Source organism: Primorskyibacter flagellatus, assembly GCF_014638275.1.
Classification (GTDB): Bacteria; Pseudomonadota; Alphaproteobacteria; order Rhodobacterales; family Rhodobacteraceae; genus Pseudooceanicola; species Pseudooceanicola flagellatus_A.
Genome location: NZ_BMFJ01000003.1, coordinates 187,879 through 212,594, shown reverse-complemented (window position 1 = coordinate 212,594; position 24,716 = coordinate 187,879). Strand labels below are relative to the sequence as shown.

Below are 24,716 nucleotides of genomic sequence, written 5' to 3'. Positions count from 1 at the left end.
CTAGCCGTGGCGATCAATAGGATCGTGGCAGGCCCATGACCTTTTCGCCGATAAAGCTCAGGCACAGTTCGCGGTTCACCGGCGCTGTGCGCAGCAGGCGGACCAGCGGGTACATTTCGTAAAGTCCCGTATCTTCGGTAAAGCCCGATCCACCATGCGCCTGAAGCGCCGCGTCGACCGCTTCGATCCCGGCTTCGGCGGCGGCATATTTCGCCATGTTCGACGACGCACCGGCAGGCAGCTTGTTGTCGAACTCCCATGCCGCGCGCCGGGTCATCAGACTGGCCATTTCGACTGCCGTATGCGCCTTGGCCATCGGATGCTGCACGCCCTGGTGCGCACCGATGGGTTGGCCGAACACATTGCGCTCGGAGGCATAGGCCACGCCCTTGTTCAGGGCGAACCGGCCGATGCCGCAGCACAAGGCGGCCAGGATAATACGCTCGGGGTTGAGGCTGTCGAACAGGATCGAGAACCCTTCGTCCACCTCGCCGACCACATCCTCGGGGCCGAGATCCACATCGTCGAAGAACAGTGTCCACTGCTCCTCGGGCAGGGGGATCGAGATCTTCACCCGCTGCTTGTGGACGCCTTTTTTCTTCAGATCCACGGCGAACAGGGTAAAGCCGTCGGTCTTGCGGCTGACCTCGGTATGCGGTTTGGTCCGCGCCACCACGAGGCAGTAGTCGGCCACTTCGGCCCCGGTGATGAAGGTCTTTTCGCCCGACAGGCTGAACCGGTTGCCTCGACGCTTGGCCAGCGTAGTGGCCTTCATCGTGTTCGACCCGGCCCCCGGTTCGGTGATCGCGAAACAGAACTGGATATCACCGCGGCAGGCGGCCGGCAGCAGTTCTTTCTTGTGGAACTCGCTCCCGTGGCTGGCGATATGGGCCAGCGACATGGTCGGCCCGACCACCATCATCAAAAGCGGAATGCCGTGATTGGCGGTGCCCTCCATGAACAGGGCCATTTCAGTCATACCAAGGCCCGCGCCGCCGAATTCCTCGGGCACCATGATGCCCAGGAAACCGTCATCGGCAATCTGCTTGAACATCTCGTGCGGGAACTCATGCCTGCGCGCGTGGTCCAGCCAATACGCATTGTCGTATTTCTGCGCCAGCTGGCCGCCATACTCGTAAATCTGGCGTTGTTCGTCGTTCAAAATGAAATCCATGTTTCGTCCTCAGGCCTTGAATTCGGGGGCGCGCCGGTTCTCGAATGCGTCGAGGCCCTCGGCCACGTCATCGCTGGGCAGTGCACGCACCGCGGCATCGCGCTCAAGCCGCATCTGCTGGTCGATACCAAGGTCCGCACCTTCGCGCGCCAACCGCTTCATCTCGGCGATGCCGGGACGCGAGCGGGTGGCGATCTTCTGGCAGTATTCCAGCGAGATCTTGTGCAGATCCGCATCCGGCACGATGTAGTTGACCAGGCCGGCCTCTTTGGCCTCGTCCGACTTGAGCCAGCGGGCCGAGAACATCAGATCGAGCGCCCGGCGCTGCCCCATCAACCGCGTCAGCCGCTGCGAGCCACCCCAACCGGGAATCAGCCCGAATTGCGCATGCTGATCGCCAAACTGGGCGCTTTCGGCCGCAAAGCACACGTCGCAGGCCAGCATCAGTTCGATCCCGCCGGCCAGACACAACCCCTGCACTGCGACTACGACAGGGAGGGAGGAGGTTTCGAGCGCACGCAGGTTTTTCATGCCAAAGGCGATGAAATGGTCCAGCGCGGCGGGATCGTTCAACTTACCTTTCACTTCCACCAGATCGGCACCGGTGCAAAAGTGCTTGCCCTGCGCCCGGATGAGGATCGCCCGAATAGCGGGGTTCGCCTCGAATTCCGCACGCGCGACAGAAATACGCTCATGCACCTCAAGTGACAGGCAATTGAATTTCTCGGGGCGGGCCAGTTCGATGATGCCGGTGTTGCCCTCGGAAGTGACGAGGATGGGGTCGCTCATTTCGAGGCTCCCTTCGCCTTCTTGTCATACTGCAGCGCCATGCGACCGACCTTCTCGCGGGCGATCACCAGCTTCTGGATCTGCGCGGTGCCGTCACCGATCTGCAAGCCGAGCACATCGTTGTAGCGCTGGTGGTGGGGCAGGTCGGTGGTGTAGCCGTAATGTCCGTGCAGGATCAGGCACTGGTGCAGGATCTCGCAGGCGGTTTTGGGCAGGTACCATTTGCACATGGCGGCCTGAGAGGTGTGGGGCAGGCCACGGTCGCGCAGGTCCAGCGTGTAATAGCAAAGCTGGCGCATCATGGTCAGTTGGGTCTCGGCCTCGGCCAAGGGAAAGCTGACACCCTGATACTGCACGATCGGGGCTCCGAATGCCTCGCGCTCCTGAACGTAGGCCCAGGTTTCATCCACCGACGCTTGCGCGGCCCCCAGGCACTCCAGCCCGATCAGTGCGCGGGAATAGTCGAAGCCCGCCATGATCGTGCCAAAGGCATGGTCCTGTTCCGCCATCATGTTTTCAGCCGGCACGAAAACATCGTCAAAGAAAACCGAGCCGCGCCCGACAGGCTTGGTGCCGATGTCGTCAAAATGGGTGCGCTTGATGCCTTCCTGGTTCAGATCGACGAAAAAGGCGCTGACCCCGCGTGAGCCGCCATCAGGATCGCCGGTACGGGCAAAGACGACCGCCGCATCCGCCTGACTGGCAAAACTCATGGATGTCTTTTCACCGTTCAGCCGCCAGCCGTTGCCGGATTTCTCGGCCCTCAGAATCAGGTTCGCCGCATCCGAACCGCCGCGCGGCTCTGTCAGGCCCAGGCCAATGACCGCATCACCCGAAACAACCTTGGGCACCCATTCCGACGCGATGTCCTTGGAGGCATGTTTGGCAACCATTCCGCCCATGAGAGAGCCCAGAAGCTGCACGTAACTTGCGTTGAAATCGGCATAGGCGATCTCTTCGACGATCAGCCCTGACGTGACAGAGCTTTCGCCGAGACCCCCGAATTCCTCGGGCAGATCGGCCCCGATCAGCCCCAGTGCGCCCATCTCCTTGATCAGCGCACGGTCGAATGTATGGCCGCTGGCGCGTTCTTGATATGTGGGCGCAAGCCTTTCAGTTGCGAAGCGCTTTGCGGTCTCGCGAAACGCCTTCTGATCGTCTGTAGGCTGGAATTGCATCGGTGCTCCTCCCCATGAGCGAAAATCTTCTTTCCAAAAATCTAACAAATGTTAGAATGTAGATCAAGTGCAGTTTTGAGGAGGAGAACCAAAGTGAAAAATAGACCAGATGGAAGCTTTGAAACCATGCTCTCGCCCATCCGCGCAGGCCAGCATACATTGCGAAATCGTGTCATCATGGGGTCGATGCACACGCGGTTGGAAACCGAGCCTGACGGCATAGCCAAACAGATCGCGTTTTACGCCGAGCGTGCGCGGGGGGAGGCGGCGATTCTGGTCACCGGCGGGTTTTCGCCCAATGCCGAGGGCATATTCGATCCAGAAGGTCCGAGAATCGATGACCCGGAAGAAGCGCTTGACCTGCGCCCGATCTGCGAGGCGGTGCAGGCCGAAGGCAGCCTGATCTGCGCGCAACTCCTCCACGCCGGGCGCTATGCCAAGATCGAAAGGTGTGTGGCCCCGTCGCCGATCCGCGCCCCGATCAACCGTTTCATCCCGCGTGAAATGACCGAAGCCGACATTCTCCGTACCATCGAGGATTTTGCCGTAGCGGCCGCCAATGCGCTGGCCGCAGGCTTTGATGGCGTCGAGATCATGGGGTCCGAGGGATACCTGATCAACGAATTCACCGTCACCCACACCAACAAGCGCCAAGACGACTGGGGCGGCAGCGCCGCGAACCGCCACCGATTCCCGGTCGAGATCGTGCGCGCGGTGCGCGAACGTTGCGGCCCCGACTTTCTGGTCATCTACCGGATTTCGGCGGCCGATCTGGTCGAGGGCGGCGCGCCCGCCGATGAAATTGCCGCACTGGCCCGCAAGATCGAGGCTGCGGGTGCGGATATCCTGAACACCGGCATCGGCTGGCATGAGGCCCGCGTGCCGACGATCGCCTACCCGGTGCCGCGCGGTGCCTGGCGCAAGGCGGCAGCCAACGTCAAAGCGGCGGTGTCGATCCCGGTAGTCGCCTCGAACCGGATCAACACACCCCAGCTTGCAGAAGACATACTTGCCTCTGGCGATGCGGACATGATCTCGATGGCGCGCCCGTTTCTGGCCGATCCGCATTTCGTGAAAAAGACGCGCGAGGGCCGCGCAGACGAGATCAACACCTGCATTGCCTGCAACCAGGCCTGCCTGGATTTCATTTTTTCGGACCGGCCGGTCGGATGTCTGGTCAATCCAAGGGCCGGGCGTGAAACGGAATTCCGGGATACGCCAACCGACACGCCAAAGAAAGTGGCCGTCGTTGGCGGTGGTGCCGCGGGCATGGCCACAGCCGCCGAGGCGGCACGGCTGGGCCACGATGTCACCCTGTTCGAAGCGCAGGACAAATTGGGCGGTCAGCTGAATCTGGCCCGCGCCGCACCAGGCAAGGACGAATTCGACGAAACCCTGCGGTATTATGCCGGTCAGATGCAGAAACACGGGGTCACGCAGCGTCTGGGACAGCGGGCAGAGGCGAGCGATCTTGAGGGATTTGACCATGTGGTCATCGCCACCGGGGTCACGCCGCGCATTCCCGACCTGCCGGGTATCGACCATCCCAGCGTCGCGACCTACGCCGAAATTCTGTCCGGTGACCGCGAGGCGGGCGACCGTGTCGTGGTGATGGGGGCGGGGGGCATCGGTCATGATGTGGCCGAGTTCCTAGTGACCAAACCCGCCGAGACCGCGAATTCCGACGTCTTTTGCGAAACCTGGGGAGTGGACCCCGAATTTGTCTCCTCGGGTGCCCTGGCGGGTGACCCTCTGGCACCGAAGCCGTCGCGCCGCAAGGTCGTCATGCTGCAGCGCAAGACCGCTAAACCGGGCGCGGGGCTTGGTGTTTCGACAGGGTGGATCCTGCGCAACGCGCTGCGCAAACATGGGGTCGAGGCAATGGGCGGGGTGACCTATGAACATATCGACGATGCGGGGCTGCACATCGTCGCGGACGGAAACCCGACGGTCATCGCAGCCGATACAATTGTGCTGTGCACCGGTCAGGAACCGGAACGGGCCCTGGCCAAAGAGGTTGTAGCGCGCGGCGTCCTGGTTACGATGATCGGCGGGGCAAAGGAGGCCGCCGAACTGGATGCGCTGCGCGCCATTGATGAGGGCGTGCGCCTGGCGCAGGATCTCTGAACCGAGGCTCGGGCAAGGGGGAAACTATGCTGACCGGCGTCATCCGCGCGGGGCGCGCTGATCTGTATTCGATCTTTCGAACCCGCGCACATGACTGCGCCCGCGCCCTCGCCATCGAGGACGGCAGCAGGAAACTGACCTATGCAGAACTGCTGGAGCGGGTCGATCGTCTGGCGGCTGTCTTTCTGGCACGAGGCGTGGCGCCCGGAGACAGGATCGCGATCCTGTCGCATAACCGCTCAGAATACCTGGAGGTCGAACTTGCAGCAGCGGGAATCGGCGCGATCGTCGCCTGTCTGAACTGGCGGCTTGCCCCCGATGAACTGCGGCACTGCATCGATCTGGTCGAGCCGGTTCTCGCGGTTGTCGAACCGGAACTTTCAGAAGCTTACCGCGCCGTCGCGTCGACACCCTGTCTAACCGTCGGGCCAGACCTGGAAACGGCCATTGCCGGGGTCGAGCCGGACCCGCGCACCGGAACCATGGTTGACGACCCCGAGGCCGGTCTGACGATCCTCTATACCTCGGGGACCACGGGCCTGCCCAAGGGGGCGCATATCAGCCACCGCGCGCATATCGCCCGATCCATGGTCTTTGCGGCCCAGCTGGCGCTGGATCCCGGTGACGGGTTCATCGCCTGGGCGCCGATGTTCCACATGGCCTCCACCGATCATGCGCTGGCAACGATCCTGCGGGGTGGGACCGTGGTGATGGTGGACGGGCTGCAGCCCGCCGTCATCAACGAGGCGCTGTCACGCCACAGGATCGGCTGGTTCGTGATGATGCCCGGGGCACTGGAGGCTTTTATTAACGAACGGCACGCCAACCCTTTGCCGCTGAAGGGGATCAAGGTTTGCGGCGCAATGGCTGATCTGGTGCCGCCGCATCAGATCGCGGAACTGACCGGTCTTCTGGACACGCCCTATCTGAATTCCTTCGGGGCGACCGAAACCGGCCTGCCGCCGGGAACCGCCGATCTGATCGCGCCGGGTGTGACCCCGGACCGGCTGTCCAAGCGCATCAGCGCCTTTTGCGAGGTGCGGCTGGTCGATCCCGACGACCGCGAAGTCCCCGATGGAACGCCGGGCGAAATGGCGCTTCGGGGTCCGACGCTGTTTTCCGGGTACTGGAACGCCGACGACACCAATGCCCGTGACTTTCGCAACGGCTTTTTCCACATGGGCGATCTGTTCCGGCGCAATGCGGACGGCACCGTCGACTTTGTGGATCGGGCGAAATACCTGATCAAGACCGGAGGTGAAAACGTCTATCCGGCGGAAATCGAACGTGTGCTTCTTTCTCATCCCGATGTGATCGATGCCGCCGTGGTAAGGGCCTTCGACGCGAAATGGGGGGAAAGCCCGGTGGCCTTTGTCGCCTGTGACGATGACGGGCCGGATGCCGAGGCGCTGCTGAACTTGTGCCGCGAAAGCCTCGCTGGCTATAAGCGACCACGCGAAATTCACTTCATCGCGTTCGAGGATTTTCCCAGATCGACCAGCGGCAAGATCCAGCGGCATATCCTCGAAGCCCGGCTCGCAGATTAATTTTCGCTCTGACCCGATCGTCAGCCAGCCACGCCAGTTCGCCCCAATAGCGATAAAAGCGTTCTTATCCTCGTTGCCACGAGCTTCTTATCCCCGCCCTTTGGAGTAACCCCCTGAAAGTGATCCACCATCTGGGATAGATTGACCCGCGATTGATGCGCAGCCCTCTGTCGGACTACACGGCTAGGGTCAGGACTCATAGCCAGAAAATGACGGTTGCCGCGAGTGCGATGGCTGAAAGGAAGACCTTCGGACACCTGTCGTAGCGGGTTGCGACCCGTCGCCAGTCCTTGAGCCTGCCGAACATGATCTCGATCCGGTTTCGGCGGCGGTAGCGTCGCTTGTCGTATTTGACGGGTTTCTTTCGTGCTTTGCGGCCAGGAATGCATGCGCGTATCCCTTTGTCTTGCAACGCTTCTCTGAACCAATCTGCGTCATAGCCACGGCCCCCGAGCAGCCACTTCACATTCGGAAGTTTGTCCACAAGCACTCTTGCGCCGACATAATCGCTGACTTGTCCGGCTGTGACGAAGAAGTTGATGGGGCGACCCTGACTGTCGGTCACGGCATGAAGCTTGGTGTTCATCCCGCCCTTGGTTCGCCCGATCAGGCGTCCACGCCCCCCTTTTTCACGCCCATACTGGTCGCTGTTCGGTGCGCCTTCAGATAAGTCGCGTCGATCATCACGGTCTTCTCTTCGCCGTGTTCAGCGGCCAATCCGAGCATCATCTGAGCGAAGATGCCCTTGTCGCTCCATCGTTTCCAGCGATTGTACAGGGTCTTGTGTGGACCGTACTCCATGGGCGCGTCACGCCAGCGCAAGCCATTGCGGTTGATGAAGATAATTCCGCTCAGTACGCGCCGATCATCAACGCGAGGTTTGCCGTGGGACTTGGGAAAGTAGGGTTCAAGTCGCGCCATCTGCGCGTCCGTCAGCCAGAAGAGATCAGACATGTTCACCGCTCGTTTTCCGCGCGGTGAACCACGCAGCCACACGGAAATCAATGGGTCCTGACCCTAGGGTTTTCCGGGTGTTTGAGCTCAGGAGGATTCGTAGATCCCTGAGCCATTCATCAATGCGATCGGTGGTTTGTTCCCGGTTTCGCTGTGGGGGCAGCAGTAACCCTGCGCATCGCACGGACGGGCATGGACTGCCGGCAATTGCCGGTTGGGGCTGCTGCGGGCCTTCAAGGGAAAGTCGGCGACTATCCGATGTGCGGGACAAAGCGGACATTCGCCAAGCGACCTCAAACGTCCGGTTCTGTACTGCGGCCCGACAAAACGATATCAAGTGATCAGCGGTCAGCCGATCGCACCTGTGTAACTGTCTTCTTCGGCCCTCCTGTCTGCATGATCTGGGACAGGTAAGAATTGCGCCGTCTGATGAAGTCACGCAGAAGGGTCGGGTAATCTTCACTGACGGCATTCTTCACAGAAACCCGACGCTCCAGTTCATGTCGCCAGGCCCTTACACGGGCAAGCCCTGTGAAGACGCCAAACTCTCCGATGGTGTCAAAAACGTCGAAATAGCGGAAGACCGGGCCGAATACGACATCGACGAGGCTGAACCGGTGGCCATCGAACCATGGTCCCTCCCCAAGCTCCGCGTCCAGCCGAAGGAACTTTGCGCGGAGCGCCGCCACTTTTTCTTCCAACGCTTTCTCGTTCGGCGCCGAGTAGAACCCCGCAATGTCGTTCAAGACAGCAGATCCAAATTCAATCCAGGCACGGTGGCGGGCGCGATCAAGAGCGTCGTGCGGATGAAGCGCGTGGGGTTGTGTATCCTCAAGATATTCGAGGATAACCGCAGATTCGAAAATCGGCGTCCCGTCCACAACCAGGACAGGCGTCTTGCCCAGCGGAGATATGGCAAGAAACCAGTCGGGCTTGTTCGAAAGATCGATGTCAGTTCTCTCGAACGTGACACCTTTCTCAGTGAGCGAGATCGCCGCGCGCTGCACATATGGGCAGAGCGCATGGCTAATGAGGTGGAGGCTCATGTTGTCTCTCCCTCCATCTGCACGTTACCGGGCGCGAAGGAAGGGCTGAGGGCGAAACGGCCGTCGCCCAGAAGCCCTTGCACGATGGCAAGCAGCGTCAGATAGGCCGGGTATTCCCACCCGCCGTTCTCGTATCCGAACATCCAGCCGTTTCCGGAGTGAGCCCAGGTCGCTCCGGCCAGGATGGGCACGGTCGCCGACGCGACCCACCGCGCCTGTATGCCGAGGACCAAAAAGGCACCGGCAATCGCCTCGACTGCAAAGACCATAAAACCAGCCGGGCAGCCCGATCGAAATGAAGAACTGCGCCGTTCCGGGAAGTGTGAAAATGAAGAGCTTGAGAAACAGGCTGTGCGCCAGGAACATGATACCGAGTGCTATACGGAGCAGGAATATCCCAAATTCTGTGAGGTGCGATTTTGACATGATATGATCCCATATGTCGATGCATTTGCATCTATATATAGCGCGTTACATGCGACGTCAAGGTTGATGCACTTGCATGCACATGATAGGTGCTGGATATGAACGAGATTGACCATGCTACTGAGGCCGCCTGGACAGCCCTCATGACTAAAAGCCGCGTTTTGCTTGAGGCTGTCGAATCGTCTCTGAAATCGGCAGGATACCCGCCACTTGCATGGTATGACGCGCTTCTCGAACTCGAGAAGGCAGGCCCGGACGGACTCCGTCCATTCGAACTCAAAGACCGGATATTGTTACCCCAATACGGTACATCGCGGTTGCTGGACCGCATGGTGAAAGCAGGGCTGGTGGACCGACGGGACTGCTCGGAAGATGGGCGAGGTCAAAACATTTCTATCTCTGAAAAGGGTAAATCTGTCAGGAGGGCGATGTGGCCGATCTATGAACGGGTTCTGTCGGAAAGGATCGGCGCAAAGCTGAAACCCAAAGACGCCGCTCAATTGGCCACGCTACTCTCAAGGCTCTGAAGTCTCGGTCGACTGACGCGAAACCTGTCTGTGACTTTCCACGCTAAGTGGCCTTGATTTTTTTCACGTTAATTGGCCGACAGTTGCCTATGTCGGTGTGCGAAGGGTATTTCGGGCTGTTTCGACGTCCTTTCGCATCCAACAGACTTCTGCGTGATCGTTGATACATCCCATGGCCGGCATGAATGCATATACGGTGGTCGGTCCCACGAATTTGAAGCCAAGCTTTCGTAGGTCTTTGGAAAGGGTCTCGGACGCTGTTGATTTGGACCGCATTTGTGGCAGTGCGTCGTCCTTGGCAGGTTCATATAGCCAGATGAATGCGGCGAAGGAGCCTTCCTCTTGGACGACCTCGAAAGTACGGCGAGCGTTGTTGATCACGGCTTCGATCTTGCCTCGATAGCGAACAATTCCTTCATCGGCAAGTAGGCGCTCAATGTCGTTGTCGTCAAAGTTCGCAACTCCCCGAAAGTCGAACCCGGCGAAGGCAGCACGAAAGTTCTCGCGCTTGGCCAGAATGGTGCGCCAGCTCAGCCCTGACTGGAAACTCCGGTGTGACGGCAGCCCATCGGCACCGTGGGCGTCCATCCGTTCCAATTACGGTTGCAGCATCAGGCCGCTGCCGCATAAACTTGAACAGAAACCGAACCAGATCCTCCGTTACGATACAGTCTCAGCTCTCCGAAAAACCCTGACGACGGACAATCGGCGACCGCACTGCTAAAGGCTAACATTACCGCTTGGCAGGTCTGAACCTGCTGGCGGCGATCTGGATACCGCGCGCGCCTACGGGAAACGGTTGGCCGAGGTCGCGAGCCGCTGGAACAGCTGATCCAGCTGTCTGAATAATCGGTCCGGCCGCCCGGATCGGATGTGCAGCGGCCGGGTTGCGCTCAGTCCGCGACCCCCGCCCGCCCGATCAGCGCCATGAGCGTTCCGGTCATCGTTGCGACGAGCTTTTCATCCTGGCCCTTCACGGCATAGGCACGCGCCTCGCATATGGTCAGCGTCCTGCCTGGTTTCACCACGTCAGCGACGAAGCGAAACCGTTCGCCGTCCGCCGGGTTGAGCAGGTTGATCTTGAATTCGGCCGTCAACACTGCCGCGTCCGCTGACATCAGCGAAAAGGCCGCGTATCCGCAGGCGCTGTCCAGCGCTGTCGACACGATTCCGGCATGCAAAAACCCATGCTGCTGGGTCAGGGCATCCTCATGTGCCATCTCCAGAACAATGCGACCGGGCGATAGCTCGGCAATGCTGATCCCCAACGTGTTCATCACCTCCTGGCGATCGAAACTGTTGCGCACGCGTGCGTCATAGTCGGGGTTTTTCGGTTTGAATTGTGTCATGGCGGGTCTTCCTCTTCGATTTCATTCGTCAATGACCAATCTTAGGCGGTCTTTGGGGCGCGTATCTTGTAGCAAAAGGTCAAAACGACGCGGTATAGACAGAGCGCGCAACGCGCCGGGCGGTTTGCCGGCGAAGATCCGGCAAGCGGCGGACAAGTGAGATTGATCGTAATATCCGGCGTCCAGCGCTAGATCGCTCAGCGGCAGGGTCTTGACGCAAGCTGCCCGAGAGCCCGGCGAAAGCGTCGCAAGGTCGCTAGCCGCGACACGCCGGTTTCCGCCCGCACCTTTCGACGTTTGGTCCGGTGGCTGTAAGCTCCGGGTGGTGCGGCAAAGCGCAGGTCTCTCGCAAGGCCGTCAAGCACCGCGATGAGCGCAGGCAGGTCATCGTCCCCGGTCTGAACCCTGGCCAGTTCAGAGGCCAGCATGTCCAGCCCTTTGGAGTCGGGAAATCGCTGCGGTCGTGACGACAGTCGCAGCCCGGCCACGACACCCAGGAATGGCCTTGGGCGGGGCGAACAATAGGGGCGCGGTTCTGCCAGCGATACGCGCCCGCCGCCGCTGTCGTCGCGCGTTACCGAAAGGGTAAAGAGGTCGGTTGCGAACCGCCCGCGTCCACCACCGCTCAGCACACCGGTATCGCGGAACACGAACAAATGGTCGATCTGTTTAGCCGCTTCCTCAGGCGGCGCCAGTTCGAGATAAAGCGGCGGCGCCATCAGGTTACTTGACGAAAGCATTCCGGTTTTCGGCGATGAAATCGGCAAACCGGCGGGCCGGGCGCTCCACCACCTCGCTGACCGTGGTCTCGATGCCGGCTAGGTAGCCCCTGGGCGCGATAGAGGCCAGTTCGACCATGGCCCCGGCGACCTCGTCCTGCATTCCGCCGGCCACCATGCCCGCCCTGGCATCCTCGGCCGACAGGGACACGCACGACACTGTTCGTCCCGTCACCCCGGACAGAAGGGCCGCGATGTCATCCCCTGCAAGAGCTTCGGGCCCGGTCAGGCCAAGAACCTTGCCTTCGTACCCCGGAGCGGTCAGCGCCTCGGCGGCGACATCCGCGATGTCGCGGGCGTCGATCCAGGCCACGGGGCCGCCCAGATCGTCATAGTACACGGCGTCCTTTGCAATGTTGCCGGCCTGCCACAGCAGGTTCTGCATGAAATAGGTCGGCTGGACAAAGGTCCAGTCAAGGCCGCTTTGCTTCAGCAGTTCCTGGGTTTCCGAATGCCATTTGCCAAAGGTCAGCCCCGCCTTGGGCGACGCGCCAAGCCCCGTGGCCAAAACGATATGGCGCACGCCCGCGGACTTGGCCGCCTCGATCACGTTCGCCTTCCACTGGCGCATGTTCAGATGGGCAGGCGTGACCAGGTATATCTTTTCTGCCCCGTCACAGGCCCGCGCCAGCGCGGCAGGGTCGGTGAAATCCGCGACGACCGCCTCGCATCCTTTGGCCTTTAGCGCGTCTAACTTTGAGAGGTCGCTGGTGACAGCGCGCACGGTCGCGCCTTTTGCCAGAAGCGTGTCGACGAGGGGCGCACCAGTCGTGCCCGTGGCTCCGAAAACAGTGATCATGACTTTTCCTTTTGCAGGTCTGCGATGGGCTGAATGGTTTCCGGGTTGCTGATCGACGACAGATCGCCTGGATCTTCACCGAGAAAGGCGGCGCGCACGACACGGCGCATGGTTTTCATGCTGCGGGTCTTGGGCAGCGCTTCGACAAAGTGGATCTCGCGCGGGCGGAAGGGTTTCGAGACGATCTCCCCGACACGATCCTTGAGCCGGTTCACGAGCTCCGCGCCCGGCGACACATTTGGTGCCGCCACGCAGACGCAGACGACAGCCACGCCCTTGATGTCATCAGGTGCCGCGATGGCCGCGGCGTCCACCACCTCTCCGGTTTCGGTCAGGGCCGCCTCGATCTCGGGCGGGCCGATGCGTTTGCCGGCGATGTTCAGCGTGTCGTCCGACCGGCCCAGGATATACCATGTCCCGTCCGGATCGCAGCGCACCCAGTCGCCGTGCCGCCAGAGGCCGGGGAAGGTGGACCAGTAGGTGTCAAGGTAGCGATCGCGGTCCCCCCTGATGGCCGGGGTCAGACCCAGAGGCGGCTGGGTCACGACCAGTTCGCCGACCTCGCCCGGTGCGGCTTCGCTGCCGTCCTGGCGCAGAACCTTGGCCCCGACACCCAGGGCCTGGGCCGAAAATCCGCCGGGCTTGAGCTCGTGCAGCACGGTCGAGGTCAGGATCGCGCCAAAAAGCTCGGTCCCGCCCGAGATGTTCAGCGGCACGGCGCGGCGGCGACAGATATGATCGAGCTGCCAGAGCCAGGCATCCTCGGTCCAGGGCTCGCCGGTCGAGGCGACGATGCGCAGGGACGACAAGTCGTAGCCCGACAAAGATTCAGTATCCTGCGTCATGAACTGCCGTACCAGGGTCGGGGCCACGCCGAGATGCGTGACCTCCATCTCGGACGCAAGACGCAGCAGCCTGAAGGGATCGCCGGGCATTGATGGTGCGCCCTCGGCCAGCACCAGAGTCGAACCGGACAAGAGCACCGATAAAAGGGTGAGCGGTCCCATGACCCACCCCATGTCGGTCATCCAGAGGTGCCGGTCATCCCGTTTCATGTCGAGGCAAAGCAGGAAATCGGCCGTGGCCTTGGCCTGCACGCCCAAATGGGTATGCACGACACCCTTGGGCCGCCCGGTGGTGCCCGATGTATAGGCGATGAGAAAGGTGTCATCGGCACTGACGGGAACGGCGGCAAACTCCGGACTGGCGCGGCCCACTGTTTCGGTCCAGTCCAGATCGCGGGCCGGATCGGCCACCGCATCGCCGAACCGTCGCAGGCTGATCACGGTATGAACCGATGGTACGTCGGTCAAAGCCTGGGCAAGGGTCGCTTCCATCCAGACCGGCTTGCCTCGCCGGGGTGTGGCATCCGCCGTCAACACCGCCACGGCATCCGCGTCGTTCAGGCGCGATACGATGGCATGGGGCGCAAAACCGGAAAACAGCGGCACCGCAACCGCGCCCAGCCGGGCAATACCCAGAAGCGCGGCCTCGATTTCGGGGATCATCGGCATATAGATGCCCACCGCCTGACCGGGCCTTACACCGCGCGTGGCAAGGGCCGAGGCGACGCGGGAGGCTTCGGCGGTAAGGTCGGAATAGGTCCAGCGGCGGCGGCTTCCGTCTTCGCCGACCCAGTCGATTGCGACCTTGTCGCCCAAGCCATCGGCAATTCGGGCGTCAAGACAGGTTTCCGTCAGATTCAAAGTACTCCCGACGGCCCACCGGATCGATTCGGGCCCTTCGGAGATATCTCGCAACCGGCTGTAGGGCCGCGCGAACCGTATCCCGGCATGGTCAATGATCTGGCCCCAGAACCAGTCTGGGTCTTCATTCGAACGGCGGACGAGTTCCTCGTAACTGTCAATGCCGCAGCCCCTCAGAAATGCGGTCAGCGTGCTTGTCCGCTGGATGTCAGAGCCTGGCTGAAACATTCGCAACCTTTCTAGAATGAAAAAGGGCCGCACATAAGGCGCGGCCAGTCGGGGAGGTAACTCTTGGCACGGTATGGCAGCAGCGCCTTGAGTCCGGCGCTGCTGCCAGCGTTTTAACCGTGCATGGACAGGCCGCCCGAAACCGAAATCACCTGGCCGGTAATGAACCCTGCGTCGTCCGACGACAGGAAGCAGATGATGCCAGGGTAATCCGTCGGCTGCGCAAGACGCTTCATCGGAATCGCCCGCTTGAGACCTTCGGCGATCTTTTGACCGGCCTCGCCCTCGGCAACCTGAGCGAACAGCGGCGTATCGGTCGGGCCGGGGGCGACCGCATTCAATTGAATACCTTTACGCGCCAGTTCGCGCGCTACGGTTTTGGTGAACGAGATGATGCCACCCTTGCAGGCCGAATACACGGCTTCGCCGGATGATCCGACGCGTCCGGCGTCGGACGCGATGTTGACCACACGGCCGCCGCCGTTCTTGACCATGCCCGGAAGCACCGCGTGATGCATATTCAGCGGACCGTAAAGATTTATGTCGATGACCTTTTTCCAAAGGTCGGGATCGGTGTCGAGGAACGGTTTGATCACGTCCCAGCCGGCATTGTTCACCAGCACATCGACCGGACCCCCGGCCTCGAACTCGGCTACAGCCTTGTCGACCTGGGCACGGTCGGTGATGTCCACCTTGAAGGCCTGCGCCTTGCCGCCGGCCTCGGTGATCAGGCGAACCGTTTCCTTCGCCCCGTCTTCGCTCATGTCAAAGATCGCAATCTCGGCACCTTCTTCGCCGAACCGTTCGCACACCGCGCGCCCGATGCCGCTGCCGCCGCCGGTCACGATCACGCGTTTTCCACTCAACCCTCGCATATGGAGGTCCTCCTCTTCCGCTATCATCTTGGCAAAGAACTTGATTCGGAACGTTCCTTCCATTATTCTAACATTTGTTAGATTTAATGCAATGGACAGTCTCGTGTCCCGCAAGTATCGAAATGGAATGGTACACAAGACTGACCCACCCAGGACACTGAGCGAAGACTTGAGCAAGTCTGAGAGGACACGTGAGGGTATCCTTTCGGCGGCTGCGCGACTTTTTCGGTATGAAGGCTATCACGCAACGACTATGCGCGACATCGCGCAGGAAGCTGGCATTGAGGCCGGCAGCATTTATTATCATTTTCAATCCAAGGACCAGATTCTGAGCGATGTTCTCGATCTTGGCGTCCGTCAACTATATCAGGCGGTCAGTGAAATCGTTCGGTCGGCACCGATAAGTTCGGAGGATTTTCGCAAGACTTTCAGACTGCTGATTGAAACACACCTTACCTACCTATTGACCGACAGCGACTTCACGTCAGCCAATATTCGGAACTATCCGATGTTGTCGGACGAAACACGCGCCCCGCATCGCGAATTGCGTGCATCATATGCAGGGGCTTGGGGCAAATTCCTGAATGACGCCAAACGCGCCGGCCACCTTCGAAGCGACATATCCACTGCTGTGATCCGCCAGTTCATCCTGAGTGCCATGAACTGGACCGTAGAATGGTACGATGTCGACAAGTATCCGGTGCGCATCCTCGCGGAACGAATGAGTAAGCTGATACTTGACGGAATGTGTCCACATCGCAAGGCGGGTACCGGAGGCTTGAAGCTGTGCCCCGCCACTCCCGCCAAAACCCCGGATCCCGACGGCAAGGCGGCTAAGACCCGTGCAGAAATTCTAAAGGCCGCAGCGCGCGTTCTGAGGGACAATGGCTACAAGGCGACCACGCTGAGAAAGATCGCGGAAGAAGCGGACATGAAAGCGGGAAGCGTCTATTACCATTTCAACTCCAAGGAAGCGATCGTTGACGAAGTTCTAAACGCCGGACTGAGGGACTTGCTAGCAGGTGTCGAAGCCGCCGTTCGGAAATTCGATGCCCCGTACGATCATCACGCCAGGATAGCGACTGCAATCTGGGCGCACCTGGATTTCCTCTTCAAGGCAAGCGAATTCACCTCGGCGAATATCAGAAGCTATGGAATGCTCCCCAATCATTTCAGGGAGAGGCACAGGGGTATTCGCCATGAGTATGGAAAACTCTGGGATCGGATACTCCGTGACGCTCAGGACGACGGTGCCATACGGTCGGATATCAAGATCGTCCCCTTGCGCCAAGTGATGTTGGGTGCCTTAAACTGGACGGTGGAATGGTTCGACCCGAACAAGGCAGGAGTGGAAGGATATCTATCACTGCCTGAATTCTCCAGCATGCTCATCAATCTGCTATTGGAAGGCATTTGTAACCGGGAAGCGACCCCGTCCACAGGACAAGGTAGCCCTGAAAGCGGTTGCCCCGGTCAGACCAGAAGGAAGTGATACAGCCCTTCGGCAACCGCCTTTTCCCGATCCGTCTGCCAGCTGAGCACGCTGACGCTTGCCATCCGCTTGCCTTTGCGCGTGACGTTAGCGCGCGCAAAAAGCGGTCCCTTCACACCGGGTCTGAGGTAATCGACGGTCAGGTTGATCGGCTTGGCCGGAACGTCGGCGAAATCGGGCTGTACCGCGATGGCGGCAGTGGCCTCCATAAAACTCGCGATTATGCCGCCATGGTAGTACTCCATGATCGGGTTACCGATATGGCGGTCATCAAAGGTCATTTCCGCCTCAGCATGGAGACTGTCTAGACTTCTGACCTCAAAGTTGAGAAATCGGAAGAACGGCACCCGGGATACATTGGCATTGACAGTTTGCACGTCCATCACGAGGTTTTTCCTTTTGTCATTGCGTCAAACAGGCTGGTTTCGCCGCGCGTCAATGCAAACGAGGCGGTTCCCCTGGCTATTTCAGCATCCTCATGGCCCGCGAACCAGACGCTACCGGAATTGAAGGCGATGTGGCGGGTCTTGCGAAAACAATGCGCTTGAACGATGACATCCGCGCGCGAACGGGCCGGGCGCAGGTAATCAACTCTGAGGTCAAGAGTGGCCATGGTACTGACGCCTTCGATGGCAACAAAGTTCGCCAGTCCAAAGACACTGTCCAGAAGTGCCGTCAGGATACCACCGTGGAGCAGCGATTGTTCCGCATCGACGCAAAAGTCCGGATTGAACGGCATCCGAACCCGAACACCTTCCGTCGAGACCTCTTCGATCTCAAGCGCCATATGCGTTATCAGACCCTTGCCGCGCGCATTCCACATCTGCGCGATTTGCTCCATCTTCTTTTGGGTGATGTCTGACATGCGATCTTTCCTTTAACGCCCCGTGAAATTGGGTTTTCGTTTTTCGACGAACGCAGCAACCGCCTCGTGGTGGTCTTCGGTCTGATGCATGAGCGCCTGATAGGCCGCTGCGGAATTCAGGAAATCCGGCAGGTCCATCCGTTCGGCATTGCGCATCAGACGCTTGGCGACCCGCACCGCGCGCGGCGGTTTCGCGGCGATGACAGCGGCCCGTTCACGGGCCCGTTCCATCAATTTTTCATGAGGCACAAGTTCAAGCACCATACCAAGCTCCAGCGCTTCCTTGGCCTCGACCATGCGCCCCGAGAAGGTCAGATCGGCGGCCTTCTGGTGGCCCAGACGACGCAACAGGAACCAGCTGCCCGCATCGCCCGGAATGATTCCGAGATTCAGAAACACCTCGCCGAACCTTGCTTTTTCTGACGCGATGCGCATGTCGCACATCATGGTCAGGTCGCACCCCGCGCCCACCGCCGGGCCGTTGACTGCGGCGATCGTCGGAATATCCATGTTGTAGAGCGCAAGCGGCAGCCGCTGCACCCCATCAACATAGCTCTGCGCCGCCGCCAGCGGCTCCTTGCGGAACACGCTGTCGGGATCGTTCATCTCCTTGATGTCCCCGCCTGCACAAAAGGCCGGGTCGGCCCCGGTCAGGATCATCGCGCTGACCTGAGGATCGGCCTGCACCTTGGCGAAGGTCTCCAGAAGGGCAGCGATCATGTCGTTGCCGGTGACCGGGTTGCGCCGCTCGGGGTCGTTCAGCGTAACCGTAGCGATCCTGTCGGAAATCTCCAGAAGGACGGGCTGTTTATTCATTCTTGCCATCTCCCCGTTCGCGTTTCTCGAACATCGCGGGGTTGATCATGTCCCGCGCGTCATGACCCATATGCAAGGTCTCACCGCCGTCTACATAAATGTCTTCTCCGGTGATGAAACCGCCAAGTTTCGAGGCCAGGAAAATGATCGTGCCTGCGATGTCCTCGGCCGCCCCCATCCGGTTTAGCACCGAGCGGTTCAGCTTTTTCCACTGTTCCGGCGGAATCGGATAGCGGCCAAGCGCATCGGTCTTGATCGTGCCCGGCGCGACACAGTTCAGCCGGATGCCGTACTCGCCCCATTCGGCGGCCAGCGTTTTCATCATGCCCGTCACACCGGCGCGGGCGGCGACGGTGTGTGTAAAGCCGGTAAGCGCGGTGCGCGCCGAGATGGCGGTGACAAACACAACCGATCCACCATTGTCGTACATGAAGTGATCCGCCGCTGCCCGGGTCATCTGCCAAGATCCGATCAGGTTGTTGCGGATCACGGCTTCGAAGCCCTTGTTGGTGATATCGCGGGCGGCCGCGATATACTGGCCGCCGGCATTGTTCACCAAGACATCCAACTGCCCGTAGTGGTCCTTGATGCGTCCCATCGCGGTTTCGATACTGTCCTCGTCGCGGGTATCTCCGGGCACGACAAAGGCCTCGCCCCCCGCCGACCGGATCATCTCGGCGGTCTCCTCCAGCGGCTCTTCCCGGCGCGCGAACAGCGCAAGCCTGGCCCCGCAAGAGGCCATTTCGATCGCCGTCGCCCGGCCCATTCCAGATCCAGACCCCGTGACCAGGGCAACCTGGCCCGCCATGAGATCCGACGCGTAACGCCTTGATTTCGCTTCGCTCATGTTCCGCCCCCTTAGTTCTTCAGCAATTCGCCGGAGATGATGAGTTTGCGAACCTCCTGGGTGCCCGCGCCGACCTCAAGCACGCGACCGGTTCGGTACAGCCGGTTCACTTCGGTATCACGCATGTAGCCTGAGCCGCCGTGAATCTGGACAGCTTTGTCCAGCACGAAGGATGTCGCCTCAGCGGCCTTGTAGATCGCCGCAGCGGTGAGCTTGTGGATTTCGCCGCGCCCGCCTGCGCCCTCTTCGAGGCCCTCACACATGGCTGCGGTGCGCAAGGACAGGCTGCGCGCGGCCTCGATCTGCGTATACATGTCGGCCAGCATCGCCTGAACCATCTGAAAACTGGCGATCGGTTTGCCGAATTGCTGGCGTGTCTTGGCGTAGTCGATGGAAATATCCAATGCCCGCTGAGCAATACCCAAGGCGTTGAAACAGACGATGGCCCGTTCCAGATCAAGCCCGGACATCGTCACGGCAACGCCGCCATCAAGTTTGCCGACCATGTTTTTTGCGGGCACCCGGCAGTCCTCGAACACCAGTTCGCCGGTGGGCGAGCCACGGAAACCCATCTTGTTGAGCTTCTGCGCCACCTTGAAACCGGGCGTGTCGGTTTCCACGATAAAGGCGGAAATGCCCTTGGCCCCTTTTTCGGGCGATGTTTTGGCATAGACCAGCACCAGATCGGCAATCGGCCCATTGGTGATATAGATCTTGGCGCCGTTCAGGATGTAGTCGTCGCCATCCTTTTTGGCCGTGGTCCGCATCGAGCCAAGCGCATCGGATCCCGCGCCGGGTTCGGTCAGACCCAGGGCGCCGATCAGCGTGCCGTTGCAAAGCCCCGGCAGGTATTTTCGGCGCAGATCGTCATTGGCGTTGCGATAGATGTTGTTGACGCACAAATTGTCATGCGCCACATGAGTCAGCCCAATCGCGGCAGAGGCCCGCGACAGCTGTTCGGTGATGATGCAGGCCGAGGTGAAATCCAAACCAGCGCCACCGAATTCCGGCGGCACGTTCAGTCCCAGGTAGCCCATTTCGCCCAGCTTGGGGAAAACCGAAGACGGCAGGTCATCAGTATCGTCCATTTCCGCATTCAGATGGTGGAATTCGGACATGAAGAACTTGCCGGCCTGATCGGCCAGGGCCTGCTGTTCGTCCGTCATGAAATGTGTTGGCAGAGCGGTGTCGTTGCGCAGTTGCTTGTTCATTGTCTCGTCCCCCTCAGGCGCGCAAAAGTTCTTCGGCAATGATGATCTTGCGGACTTCGCTTGTTCCCGCGCCGATCTCCAACAATTTGTTGGCGCGGAACAGCCGGTTGATCTCGGTGTCCTGCATGTAGCCAGAGCCACCATGAATATGACAGGCTTCGGTCACCGCCTTGTTGAATGCCTCGCCTGCGTAAAGACAGGCCGCCGCGGTCAGTTTGTGGATTTCGCCACGGCCCCCGGCCCCTTTTGGTAGGCCCGTACAGGCGGCCAGTGCCCGATAACCGAATGCGCGCGCGGTTTCGACCTCGGTGTAGATCTCGGCCAGTTTCGACTGCATCATCTGGAAACTTGCAATCGGTTTGCCGAATTGTTCGCGAATCTTGGCGTATTCCAGCCCTAGTTCCAGGGCGCGTTCGGCCATGCCAACGCAGACTGAGGCAACCATAGCACGCTCCAGATCCAACCCGCTCATTACCACCGAAACGCCGGTGTTTTCCGGTCCAACCATGGCGGATGCGGGTACGCGGCAATCCTCAAACACCAGTTCTCCGGTTGGCGAGCCGCGAAAGCCCATCTTGTCAAGCTTTTGCGCCACCTTGAAACCGGGATTGTCCGTCTCGATGATGAAAGCAGAAATGCCCTTGGCGCCCTTCGACTTGTCGGTTTTGGCATAAAGCAGGATCACATCGGCAATGGGGCCGTTGGTGATGTAAATCTTCGAGCCGTTGATGACATAATCATCACCGTCGCGGCGGGCAGTTGTGGCCATGGATCCGAGCGCATCGGATCCCGCACCCGGTTCGGTCAGGCCCAAAGCACCAACCAGCTCGCCCGAGCAAAGGCCCGGCACGTATTTCTTCACATGCTCTTCGGATCCATTGCGCAGCAGGTTATTCAGGCACAGGTTGTCATGCGCCCCGTGTGAGAGGCCCACAGCCGGATTCCACTTCGAAATCACCTCGGACACCAGCGCCTGGGTGAACTCGTTCTGTCCCGATCCGCCATGCTCTTCGGGTGCGGTAATCCCCAGCAGGCCCAGCTCGCCCATCTGCTTGAACAGATCATCGGGCCACCATTCCTCGTCATCCATACGCGCTTGCAGTGGGTGTAGCACCTCGCGCGACACCCGATCCACGTGATCGACGATCTGGCGTTGCTCATCAGTCAAAGAATAGTTCGCCCTGATGGCTTCCAGATCAGCCGAGATGGCCTCACTTTGAGTGGTCATATCATCCTCCCGAAAAATGTCGTCCGCCGTGTTGACCAAAATCAAACATATGTTAGAAAATAGATCAAGCCAAGCTTTTGACGACCTGACGTAAGAAAGCGCGGTGTCCTGAATACAGGGGGGGAGCTTCGGAAATGACTGAGAGCGTTGTTCAATCGCAGGCGCTCGGCAAAGAAGTGCGTATCACGATTCGACGTCCTGACAATCGAAATGCCCTCAACCGTGAGGTCGCAGACGGGATCATGGCCGCCATATGTGCTGCCGAGAGGGACAGCGATTGCCGCGTGATCGTTCTGACCGGCGAGGGCGAGCGCGCCTTCTGTGCCGGGGGCGACATCAAGGCGGGGGCGGATGGCGGCCCGTTTGTTCAGGATCCGGCGGACCCGGATCATTTTGCCGGAAGGTTGTTCGAGACGATACAGGCGTGCCGAAAGCCAACGATCGCGCGCATCAATGGTGTCGCGATGGGGGCAGGAGCGGGCATCATCTGTGCCTGCGATCTGGCTGTGATGGCGGATCATGCCCGCATCGGAACGCCGGAAGTGAAGGTGGGTCTGTTTCCTATGACGATCGTGCCACCCATGATGCGCGTGCTGCCCCGGCGGAGGCTGATGGAGATGTTCATCACCGGCGTTCCTCTGACGGCCGAGGAAGCCCTGCAGTTCAATCTGGTCAACTATGTGACCGATGCCGCGGGGCTGGACGACAAGGTTGCAGAACTGGTTGCCCAGATCGCCGCGCAGTCGCCGAGCGCGATCCGGCTGGGAAAATACGCCTGTCACGCGATGGAGGACATGACCTATCCGCAGCAGATGCGGTTTGCAGAAACACTGTTACCGCGTGTGGCGCAGACCGAAGACGCGCGCGAAGGCTTTGATGCCTTTATTGAGAAGCGCAAACCCGAATGGACGGGCCGCTGATCAAACGGGGAGGAGAGGAATATGTCGGAACGAAAGCTGCGCATCGGATGCGCGTCGGGCTTCTGGGGCGATACGCCGGAAGCGATCGGTCAACTGGTCTCAAAGGGCGAGATCGACTATCTGGTGTTTGACTATCTGGCAGAGGTGACAATGTCGCTGATGGCGCGGGCCCGCGCCAAAGCGCCCGAGTCGGGCTATGCGCCGGACTTCGTCAAGGCGCTGGCACCCTGGTTGTCGGATATCAAGGCAAAAGGGATCAAGGTCGTTGCCAATGCAGGGGGCGTGAACCCGCGTGGCTGCAGCGATGCGCTTGCCAAAGCCGCCGCCCAGGCCGGGATCGATCTGTCCATCGGAGTCGTGCTAGGCGATGACCTGTTGCCCAGGGCCGATGAAATTCGCAAAAACGGTCAGACGGAAATGTTCTCGGGTGTCGCATTTCCAGATGATATCTGGAGCATGAATGCCTATCTGGGTGCCCGCCCCATCGCTGCCGCGCTGGATGCCGGGGCCGACATCGTGATCACCGGACGCTGCGCCGACAGCGCGGTCGCGCTTGGTCCCCTGATGCATGAATACGGTTGGGGCGACGATGACTGGGACAAGCTCAGCCAGGGATCGCTGGCCGGCCACCTGATCGAATGCGGCCCCCAGGGAACCGGCGGCAACTTCACCGACTGGCAGGACGTGCCGGGTTGGGACAATATGGGCATGCCCATCGTCGAGGTGTCCGAAGACGGCAGTTTCATCATGACCAAGACGCCTGACACCGGCGGGCTGGTCGTGCCCGGGTCAGTCGGAGAGCAGATGCTCTATGAAATCGGGGACCCGCGCGCCTACCTGTTGCCCGACGTGATCTGCGACTGGTCCGGGGTCACCCTGGAACAGGTCGGACCCGACCGGGTGCTGGTCAAGGGCGGCCGGGGGCTTGGGCGCACCGACAGCTACAAGGTGTCGGCGACCCATGCCGATGGCTGGCGCGCGGTCTCTACCCTGACACTGGCCGCGATTGACGCACCCGCCAAGGCCGAACGTGTGGCCGAGGCGATCCTGACCCGCTGTCGCCGGATTTTCCGCGACCGCAACATGGGAGATTTCCGGCAGGTCAGCGTCGAGGTGCTGGGGGCCGAGGCGGCCTATGGCGCAAATGCGCGCGCCCGGACCCGCGAGGTGGTGCTCAAGATCGGCGCGGTCCATGACGATCGCGCCGCGCTGAACATCTTTGCCGGCGAAATCGCACCGATGGCGATTTCGACCGCGCAGGGTCTGACCGGGTTCTTCGCCGGACGGCCAAAGGTGCAGCCGGTGGTCCGTCTATTTTCCTTCCTTCAGAGCAAGGCCGAGACCCCCGTCGCGGTCGAGGTCGACGGCAAGGATGTGCCCGTGAGCGTGGCCGCCACGCCAGTCCACCTTGATCCGCCTGCCGCACCGCCCGCAGATAGCCGCGAGCCCGGTCCGGACGTTGTCAAGGTCCGCCTCGTCGATCTGGCCTGGGGCCGCTCGGGCGACAAGGGGGACATCGCCAATATCGGCATCCTCGCGCGCAAGCCGGACTACCTGCCATATATCCGCTCGGCTCTCAGCGAAGAGGTGGTGAAGGACTATTTCGCCCATGTCTGCGACGGCAGGGTAGAACGGTTCGACCTGCCCGGAAGCCATTCGCTGAATTTCCTGCTGCATGACTCGCTGGGCGGGGGGGGCATCGCTTCGGTCCGCATAGACCCGCAGGGCAAAGGGTTCGCGCAGATGCTGCTTGATATCGAAATTCCCGTGCCAGCCGATCTGGCCGCACGTGACGGACTGAATGCCGCGGCCCGGAACTAAGAGGACGACACC

At 60.5% G+C, this 24,716-nt stretch carries 23 protein-coding genes and 1 pseudogene; 6 read left to right on the top strand and 18 right to left on the bottom strand.

Annotated features, from left to right (window positions below; genetic code table 11):
• Positions 1-13: 13 nt before the first annotated feature.
• Genes IEV87_RS20540 through IEV87_RS20530 form a run of 3 tightly spaced genes read right to left on the bottom strand, consistent with a single transcriptional unit; the run spans position 14 to position 3,141 of the window.
• Positions 14-1,174: an acyl-CoA dehydrogenase family protein gene (locus tag IEV87_RS20540; protein WP_028288575.1), complete on the bottom strand. Its 1,161-nt coding sequence runs from the start codon at positions 1,172-1,174 to the stop codon at positions 14-16.
• 9 nt (positions 1,175-1,183) lie between these two features.
• On the bottom strand, positions 1,184-1,963 hold the full coding sequence (locus IEV87_RS20535; RefSeq protein ID WP_028288574.1) for an enoyl-CoA hydratase/isomerase family protein: 780 nt from the start codon (positions 1,961-1,963) through the stop codon (positions 1,184-1,186).
• Complete coding sequence (locus tag IEV87_RS20530; protein WP_043753664.1) at positions 1,960-3,141, bottom strand: acyl-CoA dehydrogenase family protein; 1,182 nt, start codon at positions 3,139-3,141, stop codon at positions 1,960-1,962. The genes IEV87_RS20535 and IEV87_RS20530 overlap by 4 nt, the downstream gene beginning before the upstream one ends.
• 126 nt (positions 3,142-3,267) lie before the next feature.
• Between IEV87_RS20530 and IEV87_RS20525 the strand changes: the two genes are divergently transcribed.
• Positions 3,268-5,268 (top strand): NADPH-dependent 2,4-dienoyl-CoA reductase, encoded by a 2,001-nt coding sequence (locus IEV87_RS20525; protein WP_043753661.1) that lies wholly within the window; start codon positions 3,268-3,270, stop codon positions 5,266-5,268.
• Positions 5,269-5,294: 26 nt separating this feature from the next.
• Entirely contained in the window at positions 5,295-6,815 is a 1,521-nt protein-coding gene (locus IEV87_RS20520; RefSeq protein WP_043753659.1) for a class I adenylate-forming enzyme family protein, read from the top strand.
• Positions 6,816-7,011: 196 nt separating this feature from the next.
• Here the strand turns inward: IEV87_RS20520 and IEV87_RS20515 are convergent.
• From IEV87_RS20515 to IEV87_RS22915, 3 genes and pseudogenes are all read right to left on the bottom strand, one after another.
• Positions 7,012-7,769, bottom strand: a protein-coding gene (locus IEV87_RS20515) for an IS5 family transposase (RefSeq protein WP_148562938.1) whose coding sequence is annotated in 2 segments (ribosomal slippage) — positions 7,012-7,448 and positions 7,448-7,769 — 759 coding nt in all. Because the reading frame shifts where the segments join, the coding sequence is not laid out codon by codon here.
• Between the two features lie 341 nt (positions 7,770-8,110).
• Positions 8,111-8,815 carry a glutathione S-transferase family protein gene (locus IEV87_RS20510; protein WP_043753650.1) on the bottom strand — a complete coding sequence of 235 codons (705 nt, stop codon included), beginning with the start codon at positions 8,813-8,815 and terminating at the stop codon, positions 8,111-8,113.
• A pseudogene (locus IEV87_RS22915) lies at positions 8,812-9,181 on the bottom strand (DoxX family protein). The gene IEV87_RS20510 and the pseudogene IEV87_RS22915 overlap by 4 nt, the downstream one beginning before the upstream one ends.
• A 158-nt stretch (positions 9,182-9,339) precedes the next feature.
• Between IEV87_RS22915 and IEV87_RS20500 the strand changes: the two are divergent.
• Positions 9,340-9,768 carry a MarR family winged helix-turn-helix transcriptional regulator gene (locus IEV87_RS20500; RefSeq protein ID WP_043753647.1) on the top strand — a complete coding sequence of 143 codons (429 nt, stop codon included), beginning with the start codon at positions 9,340-9,342 and terminating at the stop codon, positions 9,766-9,768.
• Positions 9,769-9,855: 87 nt separating this feature from the next.
• On the opposite strand, the gene IEV87_RS20495 is transcribed toward IEV87_RS20500, so the two are convergent.
• The 6 genes from IEV87_RS20495 to IEV87_RS20470 all read right to left on the bottom strand — a co-directional run bounded on the left by IEV87_RS20495 (position 9,856) and on the right by IEV87_RS20470 (position 15,504).
• Positions 9,856-10,356: a DNA-3-methyladenine glycosylase I gene (locus tag IEV87_RS20495; protein ID WP_081979686.1), complete on the bottom strand. Its 501-nt coding sequence runs from the start codon at positions 10,354-10,356 to the stop codon at positions 9,856-9,858.
• A gap of 305 nt (positions 10,357-10,661) precedes the next feature.
• The gene (locus IEV87_RS20490; protein ID WP_043753644.1) at positions 10,662-11,117 is read right to left on the bottom strand and encodes a PaaI family thioesterase; all 456 of its coding nucleotides are present in this window, start codon (positions 11,115-11,117) and stop codon (positions 10,662-10,664) included.
• Positions 11,118-11,314: 197 nt separating this feature from the next.
• The gene (locus IEV87_RS20485; protein ID WP_229737742.1) at positions 11,315-11,836 is read right to left on the bottom strand and encodes a hypothetical protein; all 522 of its coding nucleotides are present in this window, start codon (positions 11,834-11,836) and stop codon (positions 11,315-11,317) included.
• A 4-nt stretch (positions 11,837-11,840) separates the two neighbouring features.
• Entirely contained in the window at positions 11,841-12,695 is an 855-nt protein-coding gene (locus IEV87_RS20480; RefSeq protein ID WP_043753641.1) for an SDR family oxidoreductase, read from the bottom strand.
• Entirely contained in the window at positions 12,692-14,629 is a 1,938-nt protein-coding gene (locus IEV87_RS20475; RefSeq protein ID WP_043753639.1) for an AMP-binding protein, read from the bottom strand. The genes IEV87_RS20480 and IEV87_RS20475 overlap by 4 nt, the downstream gene beginning before the upstream one ends.
• Positions 14,630-14,742: 113 nt before the next feature.
• Complete coding sequence (locus tag IEV87_RS20470; RefSeq protein WP_027264415.1) at positions 14,743-15,504, bottom strand: glucose 1-dehydrogenase; 762 nt, start codon at positions 15,502-15,504, stop codon at positions 14,743-14,745.
• A 91-nt stretch (positions 15,505-15,595) separates the two neighbouring features.
• On the opposite strand from IEV87_RS20470, the gene IEV87_RS20465 reads away from it, so the two are divergent.
• Positions 15,596-16,996 (top strand): TetR/AcrR family transcriptional regulator, encoded by a 1,401-nt coding sequence (locus tag IEV87_RS20465; protein ID WP_269902658.1) that lies wholly within the window; start codon positions 15,596-15,598, stop codon positions 16,994-16,996.
• On the opposite strand, the gene IEV87_RS20460 is transcribed toward IEV87_RS20465, so the two are convergent.
• The 6 genes from IEV87_RS20460 to IEV87_RS20435 are packed head-to-tail and all read right to left on the bottom strand — an operon-like array spanning position 16,978 to position 21,963.
• Positions 16,978-17,379 (bottom strand): PaaI family thioesterase, encoded by a 402-nt coding sequence (locus IEV87_RS20460; protein ID WP_028093915.1) that lies wholly within the window; start codon positions 17,377-17,379, stop codon positions 16,978-16,980. The genes IEV87_RS20465 and IEV87_RS20460 overlap by 19 nt on opposite strands.
• Positions 17,379-17,861, bottom strand: a complete 483-nt coding sequence (locus IEV87_RS20455) for a PaaI family thioesterase (RefSeq protein ID WP_027264417.1) — start codon at positions 17,859-17,861, stop codon at positions 17,379-17,381. Before IEV87_RS20455 ends, IEV87_RS20460 begins: the two co-directional genes overlap by 1 nt.
• Positions 17,862-17,873: 12 nt before the next feature.
• Complete coding sequence (locus IEV87_RS20450; RefSeq protein ID WP_043753635.1) at positions 17,874-18,677, bottom strand: enoyl-CoA hydratase-related protein; 804 nt, start codon at positions 18,675-18,677, stop codon at positions 17,874-17,876.
• The gene (locus tag IEV87_RS20445) at positions 18,670-19,524 is read right to left on the bottom strand and encodes an SDR family NAD(P)-dependent oxidoreductase (RefSeq protein WP_028288564.1); all 855 of its coding nucleotides are present in this window, start codon (positions 19,522-19,524) and stop codon (positions 18,670-18,672) included. The genes IEV87_RS20450 and IEV87_RS20445 overlap by 8 nt, the downstream gene beginning before the upstream one ends.
• An 11-nt stretch (positions 19,525-19,535) precedes the next feature.
• Complete coding sequence (locus IEV87_RS20440; protein ID WP_043753632.1) at positions 19,536-20,735, bottom strand: acyl-CoA dehydrogenase family protein; 1,200 nt, start codon at positions 20,733-20,735, stop codon at positions 19,536-19,538.
• Positions 20,736-20,748: 13 nt separating this feature from the next.
• Positions 20,749-21,963, bottom strand: coding sequence for an acyl-CoA dehydrogenase family protein (locus tag IEV87_RS20435; protein ID WP_048534215.1), 1,215 nt, complete (start codon positions 21,961-21,963; stop codon positions 20,749-20,751).
• A 134-nt stretch (positions 21,964-22,097) separates the two neighbouring features.
• Here IEV87_RS20435 and IEV87_RS20430 point away from each other — a divergent pair, with 134 nt between their 5' ends.
• Together IEV87_RS20430 and IEV87_RS20425 are read left to right on the top strand one after the other, a co-directional pair.
• Complete coding sequence (locus IEV87_RS20430; protein WP_043753629.1) at positions 22,098-22,883, top strand: enoyl-CoA hydratase-related protein; 786 nt, start codon at positions 22,098-22,100, stop codon at positions 22,881-22,883.
• Positions 22,884-22,904: 21 nt separating this feature from the next.
• Complete coding sequence (locus tag IEV87_RS20425; protein ID WP_043753627.1) at positions 22,905-24,704, top strand: acyclic terpene utilization AtuA family protein; 1,800 nt, start codon at positions 22,905-22,907, stop codon at positions 24,702-24,704.
• Positions 24,705-24,716: the final 12 nt, after the last annotated feature.